We start from the raw sequence: 2,404 nt of genomic DNA on the forward strand, positions 1-2,404 counted from the left end.
CGACGCGCTGGCCGACGCGCTGGACCTGGCACCGACGCAGCAGACCGCCCTCGCCGAGGTCATGCCCGCGCTGGCGGCGTGGCAGCGCGATCACCACGAGCAGACCGCGACCGCGTCGTGGCGCTACAAGGACGCGTGGAACCGGGTCGCCCGGACGGAACTGCCCGCCCGGCTGGCCGGCGTCTGGGTGGTGGTGACCAGGGAGTCGGACGCGGCCCACGGCTCCGTCGTCCGTGCCCTGGAGGGCCGGGGTGCGACGGTGCGCCGCGTCGAGCCGGCGGACCGCGCCGAACTCGCCGAGCGATTCCGTGCGGTGCGCGACGAGTCGGCCGTCAGCGGAGTCGTGTCCCTCCTGGCCTGGGACGAACGTCCCGCTCCTGCGGCACCGGACGAGCTCACGATCGGTCTGACCGGTACCCTGAGCCTCGTCCAGGCACTCGGCGACTCCGGTGTCACGGCACCCCTGTGGTGCGTGACGCGCGGAGCGGTCGCGATGCGTGGGGACGACGAACCGGTGCGGGCGCCCCAGGCGGCTGTCTGGGGTCTCGGCCAGGTGACCGCGGTGGAACACCCGGACCGGTGGGGCGGTCTGATTGACCTCCCCGGGCGTGCCGACGTTGCCGACCCGGCCGAAGCCACCGAGGCCGACCAGTCCGTGGCCGTGCGACTGGCCGAGGTGCTGGCCGACGTGACGAGCGGCGTCATGCACGAGGACCAGCTGGCCGTCCGCGCCACCGGCGTGTTCGGCCGTCGGCTCGTGCCCGCCCCGTCGGCCCGCCGTCGTGACCGGCGGCGGCTCAGTGGCACGGCGCTCATCACCGGCGGCACCGGTGCGCTCGGTGCCCACGTCGCGCGGTGGGCGATCGCGGCGGGAGCCGAGCACGTCGTGCTCGTCGGCCGGCGTGGGCCGGCCGCCCCCGAGGCGGCGCAGCTGGAGGCGGAGCTGACGGGCCTGGGGGCCGAGGTCACCCTCGCCGCCTGCGATGTCGCGGACCGCGACGCATTGGCGGGGCTCCTGGTACAGGTCCAGGAGACCCACCGGCTGGCGGCCGTGATCCACGCCGCCGGCACGCTCGACGACGGCGTCGTCGACGCGATGACCCCCGAGCGGTTCGCGGCCGTCATGCGCGCGAAGGCGCTCGGCGCCCGCAACCTGCACGAGCTCACGAGCGAGCTGGACCTGGACGCGTTCGTCCTGTTCTCCTCCGCGGCCGCCGCCATCGGAGCCGCGGGACAGGCCAACTACGCGGCGGCCAACGCCGCCCTGGAGGCTGTGGCCGGACAGCGCCGGGCCGATGGCCGCACGGTGACTCTGATCTCCTGGGGACCGTGGGCCGACGGCGGCATGGCGGACAGCGTGCAGGTGGCGCGTCAGCTGCGCCGCAGCGGCATCACGCCGCTGCGGCCGGAGGGAGCGCTGGCCGCTCTGCGCCAGGCGTGGGAGGCGGACGAGGCCACCCTGACCGTGATCGACGTGGATTGGGAACGATTCGCGGCCTCGGCACCGACCGGACGGCCCGCGCCCTTGTTCGGTGAACTGGCCGCCGTGCGGTCGGCTTGGGCCAGGAACGACGGCGCGGCGCTCTCCGGCGTGGCGGCGCAGCTGGTCGGCGCCTCGGAAGCGGACCAGGCGCGCATCCTACTGACGCTGGTCCAGGAGCAGGCCGCAGCCGTACTCGGCCACCAGGACCTGGGCACCGTCCAGCACAACCGCGCGTTCGGCGAGCTCGGCTTCGACTCGCTGACCGCGGTGGAGTTCCGCAACCGGCTCGTCATGGCCACGGGCCTCGCCCTGCCGACCTCCCTGGTCTTCGACCACCCGACACCGACGGCACTGGTCCGCCACCTGCTGATCGAGTTCGGCGCGGGTACGGCGAACGCCCAGGCCGCCGCGGACCCGGCCGTCGGCTGGCTCGGCCCGACCGGTACGTCCTCCGACGACGAGCCGATCGTGATCGTGGGCATGGCGTGCCGCTTCCCGGGCGGGGTGCGCTCGCCGGAGGACCTGTGGGAGCTGGTGCGGACCGGCACGGACGTCGTCTCCGACTTCCCGACCGACCGTGGCTGGGACGTCGACGCGCTCTACGACCCCGAGCGGAGCCGCCCGGGCACGACGTACTCCCGCGACGGCGGCTTCCTGCATGACGTCGCCGACTTCGACGCGGAGTTCTTCGGGATCTCGCCGCGCGAGGCGCTGGCGATGGATCCGCAGCAGCGGCTGCTGCTGGAGACCTCCTGGGAGGCCATCGAGCGGGCCGGGATCGACCCCCACGCGCTGCGCGAGACCCAGACCGGCGTGTTCATGGGAACCAACGGCCAGGACTACGCGACCCTGCTGCGCCAGCCTTCGGAGGAGTTGGAGGGATACGCGGGCACCGGCTCCGCGGCTGCCGTCTTCTCGGGG

General features: G+C 74.3%; 1 protein-coding gene. It reads left to right on the forward strand.

The window, feature by feature from the left end:
- Positions 1–2,404 (forward strand): type I polyketide synthase (locus NGF19_RS30255; protein WP_289738523.1); only part of this gene is annotated, 2,404 nt, incomplete at both ends.

The sequence above is a fragment of the Streptomyces macrolidinus genome (assembly GCF_023887685.1).
GTDB classification, from domain to species: Bacteria; Actinomycetota; Actinomycetes; order Streptomycetales; family Streptomycetaceae; genus Streptomyces; species Streptomyces macrolidinus.